This window comes from Streptomyces sp. YGL11-2, assembly GCF_050054615.1.
In the GTDB taxonomy this organism is placed as follows: domain Bacteria; phylum Actinomycetota; class Actinomycetes; order Streptomycetales; family Streptomycetaceae; genus Streptomyces.
Genome location: NZ_JBNHIN010000021.1, coordinates 133,066 through 138,940 on the forward strand (window position 1 = coordinate 133,066; position 5,875 = coordinate 138,940).

General features: G+C 69.4%; 5 protein-coding genes and 1 pseudogene. 4 read left to right on the forward strand and 2 right to left on the reverse strand.

What is annotated here, in order from left to right; all coding sequences use genetic code 11:
* Positions 1–207: 207 nt before the first annotated feature.
* Positions 208–1,548: a UDP-glucose dehydrogenase family protein gene (locus tag ACO1BR_RS23835; RefSeq protein ID WP_426797115.1), complete on the reverse strand. Its 1,341-nt coding sequence runs from the start codon at positions 1,546–1,548 to the stop codon at positions 208–210.
* A gap of 210 nt (positions 1,549–1,758) precedes the next feature.
* Here ACO1BR_RS23835 and ACO1BR_RS23840 point away from each other — a divergent pair, with 210 nt between their 5' ends.
* A complete protein-coding gene (locus ACO1BR_RS23840) occupies positions 1,759–2,931 on the forward strand; it encodes an acyl-CoA dehydrogenase family protein (RefSeq protein WP_426797116.1) in 1,173 nt (390 codons plus the stop codon).
* A 69-nt stretch (positions 2,932–3,000) separates the two neighbouring features.
* Here ACO1BR_RS23840 and ACO1BR_RS23845 read toward each other — a convergent pair whose 3' ends face one another.
* Positions 3,001–4,320 carry an LCP family protein gene (locus ACO1BR_RS23845; RefSeq protein ID WP_426797117.1) on the reverse strand — a complete coding sequence of 440 codons (1,320 nt, stop codon included), beginning with the start codon at positions 4,318–4,320 and terminating at the stop codon, positions 3,001–3,003.
* A gap of 283 nt (positions 4,321–4,603) precedes the next feature.
* Between ACO1BR_RS23845 and ACO1BR_RS23850 the strand changes: the two are divergent.
* From ACO1BR_RS23850 to ACO1BR_RS23860, 3 genes and pseudogenes are all read left to right on the forward strand, one after another.
* Positions 4,604–4,861, forward strand: a pseudogene (locus ACO1BR_RS23850) (acyl-CoA thioesterase); the annotation flags it as partial.
* 117 nt (positions 4,862–4,978) lie between these two features.
* Complete coding sequence (locus ACO1BR_RS23855; RefSeq protein ID WP_426797118.1) at positions 4,979–5,518, forward strand: acyl-CoA thioesterase; 540 nt, start codon at positions 4,979–4,981, stop codon at positions 5,516–5,518.
* Between the two features lie 5 nt (positions 5,519–5,523).
* Positions 5,524–5,766: a hypothetical protein gene (locus tag ACO1BR_RS23860; protein WP_426797119.1), complete on the forward strand. Its 243-nt coding sequence runs from the start codon at positions 5,524–5,526 to the stop codon at positions 5,764–5,766.
* Positions 5,767–5,875: the final 109 nt, after the last annotated feature.

Consider the following 5,875-nt stretch of genomic DNA (forward strand, 5'->3'; position numbering starts at 1 on the left):
CGGGCCGGAGGGGCAGGGTGTCCGGACGTAAAGCGAAGCAGTCCGGACACCCTGCCCCGCAGGACCGTCACCGCACCCCGACAGCCCCGCGCAGCGGACCCGCCCGCCGCAGGCGAAACGGCGGGACAGCCGACAACGTTGGGCGAGGCAAAGCGCAGCGGAACGGCGAGAAAGCCGACAACGTGGGCAGCAGGCAAAGCGCAGCGGCTAGGCGGACGGCCGCCCCATCGCCCGAAACACCCACCCCGCCTTACGCCACAGCGCAGCGTCAAGCGCGTTGCGGCCGTCGAGGATGCGGCGTTCGCCGGCGACCTCGGCCAGCTGTGCCGGGTCCAGTTCGCGGAACTCGCGCCACTCCGTCAGGTGCAGCACGACATGCGCACCGTGCACCGCCTCCAGTGCGCTCGTCGCGTAGCCGAGGGTCGGGAAGAGCCTCTTCGCGTTCGCCATGCCCTTGGGGTCGTAGACGGTGACCTGGCCGCCCTGGAGGTGGATCTGGCCGGCGACGTTGAGCGCGGGGGAGTCGCGGACGTCGTCCGAGTCCGGCTTGAAGGTCGCGCCGAGGACGGCGACCCGCTTGCCGAGGAAGCCGCCGCCCACCGCGTCGCGGGCCATCTCGACCATGTGGCCGCGGCGCCGCATGTTGATCGAGTCGATCTCGCGCAGGAACGTCAGCGCCTGGTCCACGCCCAGCTCGCCGGCGCGCGCCATGAAGGCCCGCAGGTCCTTGGGGAGGCAGCCGCCGCCGAAGCCGATGCCGGCCCGCAGGAACTTCTTGCCGATCCGCTCGTCGTAGCCGATCGCCTCGGCCAGCTTCACCACGTCGGCGTCGGCCGCCTCGCACACCTCGGCCATGGCGTTGATGAACGAGATCTTGGTCGCCAGGAAGGAGTTGGCGGAGGTCTTGACGAGTTCGGCGGTCGGGTAGTCCGTGACGACGAACGGCGCGCCCTCGGCGACCGGCGTCGTGTACACCTCGCGCAGCAGCGCCTCGGCCCGCTCGCTCGTGACGCCGACCACGATGCGGTCCGGGTGCAGGGTGTCCTGGACGGCGAAACCCTCGCGCAGGAACTCCGGGTTCCACGCCAGCTCGGCGTCCGCGCCGGCCGGGGCGTTGGCCGCCAGCCGCTCGGCGAGCCGGGCCGCGCTGCCCACCGGTACCGTCGACTTGCCGACCACCAGCGCGGGCCGGGTCAGATGCGGTGCCAGTGCGTCGAAGGCGGAGTCGACGTAGGACATGTCGCAGGCGTACTCGCCGTGCTTCTGCGGGGTGTTCACGCACACGAAGTGGACGTCGCCGAACGCGCCGACCTCCTCGTAGGAGGTGGTGAAGCGCAGCCGGCCGGTGGAGCCCTCGATTCCGGCGACGTGGCGGCGCAGCAGTTCCTCCAGACCGGGCTCGTACATCGGGACCTCGCCCCGGCGGAGCATCTCGATCTTCTCCGGCAGCACGTCCAGCCCGAGCACCTCGTAACCCAGCTCGGCCATCGCGGCGGCGTGGGTGGCACCGAGGTAGCCGGTGCCGATCACGGTGATCTTGAGGGCCATGCGGGGGGCTCCAGACGTCTGCGGAAAAACGGCGCTGACCGAGCATAGTCGGGCAGGGAACGGCCCAGTCCGGTCGTGTGCGTCGCCCCTGGGGTGACTGTCGGCAACCTCACGTACCCGTGGCGGGGATCGGCGCCTAGAATCCTGTGTCTGTAAGGGTTACTTAACGGTAGTTAGCACTGCCGGCACCTCACAGGGGAGTGAGAAACCTTGGCGGGAACCGCTGATTTCGATCTGTACCGGCCGTCCGAGGAGCACGACATGCTCCGCGAGTCGGTGCGCTCGCTCGCCGAGGCGAAGATCGCGCCGTTCGCCGCCGCGGTCGACGAGGAGGCCCGCTTCCCCCAGGAGGCGCTGGACGCGCTGGTCGCCAACGACCTGCACGCCGTCCACGTACCCGAGGCGTACGGCGGTGCCGGGGCCGACGCGCTGGCGACCGTGATCGTCATCGAGGAGGTCGCCCGGGTCTGCGGCTCCTCCTCCCTCATCCCGGCCGTCAACAAGCTCGGCTCGCTCCCGGTGATCCTCTCCGGCGGCGAGGAGATCAAGAAGAAGTACCTGGCGCCGCTCGCCAAGGGCGACGCGATGTTCTCGTACTGCCTGAGCGAGCCGGACGCCGGTTCCGACGCGGCGGGGATGAAGACCAAGGCGGTGCGGGACGGGGACTTCTACGTCCTCAACGGCGTCAAGCGGTGGATCACCAACGCGGGCGTCAGCGAGTACTACACGGTCATGGCCGTCACCGACCCGGAGAAGCGCTCCAAGGGAATATCGGCCTTCGTCGTCGAGAAGGGCGACGAGGGCGTCTCCTTCGGCGCGCCGGAGAAGAAGCTCGGCATCAAGGGTTCCCCGACCCGCGAGGTCTACCTCGACAACGTCCGGATCCCCGCCGACCGCATGATCGGCGCCGAGGGCACCGGCTTCGCCACCGCGATGAAGACCCTGGACCACACCCGCATCACCATCGCGGCCCAGGCCCTCGGCATCGCCCAGGGCGCGCTCGACTACGCCAAGGGGTACGTCCAGGAGCGCAAGCAGTTCGGCAAGCCGATCGGCGACTTCCAGGGCGTCCAGTTCATGCTCGCCGACATGGCCATGAAGCTGGAGGCGGCCCGCCAGCTGACCTACGCCGCGGCGGCCCGCTCCGAGCGGATCTCGGCCGGCGGCAAGGGCGAGGACCTGACGTTCTTCGGCGCCGCCGCCAAGTGCTACGCCTCGGACGCCGCCATGGAGATCACCACGGACGCCGTCCAGCTGCTCGGCGGCTACGGCTACACCCGCGACTACCCGGTCGAGCGGATGATGCGGGACGCCAAGATCACGCAGATCTACGAGGGCACGAACCAGGTGCAGCGGATCGTGATGGCCCGCAACCTGCCGTAACGGCCGGCCGCGCACGGCGAAGGCCCCGGACCGCATGCGGTCCGGGGCCTTTCGTGTGCCGTGCCGGGGTCAGTTGTTGCTGGTGACGGTGACCGGCTCGTCGTTGTTCAGCTGCTGGACGAGCTGCTTGAGCTTGGTCTGGTCCCAGACGAGGTTCCCGCCGACGCTGCCGGAGACCGGCATGTTCATCGACTTGCCGTCGCCGCTGGTGACGCCCTTCATCGCGAAGAACATCTGGCCCAGCTCCCACAGGTTCATGTCCTTGTCCACCTTCAGCGTGTCCAGCCCCGCGCCCAGCACCGGGTAGAGCTTGAAGGGGTTGAGGACGGTGCCCGGGGTGGCGGCCTGCTTCGCGATGGTGGCCAGGAACTTCTGCTGGTTCTTGGTGCGCTGCAGGTCCTGGGTGGCGAAGGCGTGCCGGGTCCGGACGAAGGCGAGCGCCTGCGCGCCGTTCAGGGTCTGCGTGCCGGCCTTGAAGTCGGCGCCGGAGTCCTTGTCCTTGAACGCCTGGGGGATGTCCATCTGGACGCCGCCGAGCGCGTCGACGATGTTGGCGAAGCCGGCGAAGCCGATCTCGACGTAGTGGTCGATGTGCAGGTGGGTGTTGTACTCGATCGTGCGGACCAGCAGGTCCGGGCCGTCCATGGCGTAGGTCGCGTTGAGCTTGGTGTGCTTCCCGGTGCCCGGGAACCTCTTGCCGGAGGTCGAGCCGACGTACGAGGGGATCTCGACGTTGGAGTCACGCGGCAGGGAGACCAGCGTGGGGCCGTTGCTGCCGTCGTGCAGGATCAGCATCGAGTCGGTGCGCCCGCCGTCGGTGGGGCCGCCGGTGTGCAGCTTCTGCTTCAGGTCGTCGGTCATGCCCTCGCGGCTGTCCGTGCCGACGATCAGGTAGTTGGTGCCGCTGCCGGCGGCGGGCCGGTCGATGACCTTGCTCAGGTCCACCTCGCGGCGCAGCTTGCCGTTGGCCCATATATACGTGCCGACCGAGGCGACGAGCAGCACCACGACCAGGGTCAGCAGGGTCCACTTGATGCGGCGGCCCCAGCGGGGGCGCGGCCGGCCGCCGTACCCGTCGCCGCCGTAGCCGTCGTCACCGTAGCCGTCGTCGCCGCGGCCCCGGCCGCCGCCGTAGACCTGCCCGGTGTTGTAGCCGCTGTCGTAGCCGTTCTCGTAGGCGTCGTAGCCCTGGGACTGCTGCGGCGGTACGCCCGCGCCGCGGCGCGGGGACATCGAGTGCGGCAGCGGGGGCTCGCGCCGCGGGTAGCCGGAGTCCGCGTCGCGCCGTACCTGGGGCATGGCGCGCGCTCCCTCCGGCTCCGCGCCGCTGCCGCGTCCGTACCGGTTGCCGCTCTGGTCGCCGGACCGTCCTTGGGGCCACTCATTCATACGGGGAAGTGTGCACGCCGGGAGGGGGTGCTCCATAGGGCGGGTGCGGGATCGGGCCAGGGCTGTTGCAGAGCTGATGCAAAGCGACGGAGCCCTACCGGCCCATACCGCAAGGGGGCTGACCATTCCGGCGGGGCCACCGGAAGAAGCCATTCCGGATGGTTTCCGGCGGGCGGGGGAGAGGAGCGTCACAGCTCGGGTGCGAGCCATCTCACGCCCGGCCGCGGGCCGTGCCGGGGCCGCCCCGTACGGTCCCGTACGGCACCCGCTTACGCTGGTCTGCATGACCGACCTCGTCACCAACAGCCCGGAGGGCGGCCTCGCGGGCAAGCCCACCTCCGTCTCCCGCACCACGCTGTCGCACATCATGACCGCGGCCGACACCAACCTCCTCGGGACGGTGCACGGCGGCGTGATCATGAAACTGGTCGACGACGCGGCGGGCGCGGTGGCCGGCCGCCACTCCGGCGGCCCCGCGGTGACCGCGTCGATGGACGAGATGGCGTTCCTCGAACCGGTCCGGGTCGGCGACCTCGTCCACAGTTAGTCCTCTAAGACATAAACCCGCCGACCAGCAGAAACGCGCGACGAGGGACCTACAGGGCGGCCCCCGCATCGTCAGAGCATGGTGTCGGGGCCGCCCGCATAGGCTGGAGATATGAACGATCAGGGCCCCACGTCGGCAGCGGACGACCTTCCCGGCAAGCCGACATCGGCGTCACGCACCACGCTGTCGCACATCATGACGGCGAATGACACCAACCTGCTCGGGTCGGTACACGGCGGCGTGATCATGAAGCTCGTCGACGACGCGGCGGGCGCGGTCGCTGGTCGGCACTCCGGTGGCCCGGCGGTGACGGCGTCCATGGACGAAATGGCGTTTCTCTCCCCGGTCCGTGTGGGCGATCTTGTCCACGTCGAGGCTCAGTGCAATTGGACGGGCCGGACGTCCATGGAGATAGGCGTGCGAGTCACGGCGGAGCGCTGGAACGAGTCGACGCCGGCGCAGCAGGTTGGTTCGGCCTATCTCGTGTTCGCAGCGGTCGACGAGGAGGGGAAGCCGCGCACAGTCCCCCCAGTGCTCCCGGAGTCGGAGCGCGACAAGCGGCGCTTTCAAGAGGCGCAGATCCGGCGTACGCACCGGCTTGCGCGGCGCCGTGCGATTCGGGAGCTGCGCGAGCAACGTCCGGATGAGTGACGCACATGGAGTTCAACATCACCGCGGAGGAAGAAGCGCTCGTGCTCCGCGTGGCGTCCCTTCTCCGGGCTGGTCGCTCTCTCACGGATGACGACCTGGCGGAGGAGCTGGGGGACGAGGTCCGTCAGCTGTTGCGATCGCTTCTGGAGAAAGGGTGGCTCGTCGTTGACGAGGAGCGGGAGCTGACCTTGTCGGTGATCGCGCGGGCTGCGGTGTCCAGCCGGAAGGATGTGGAGGGTCCCCAGTAGCGAGTAGTCGTGCCCTACTTCCACATCTACGGCTCTAAGTGGGCGGTTCGTGAGCCTTTGAGTCGTTCTGTGGTCGCCTGATGGTGTGGGGTGGGGGCGAATTCCGCGG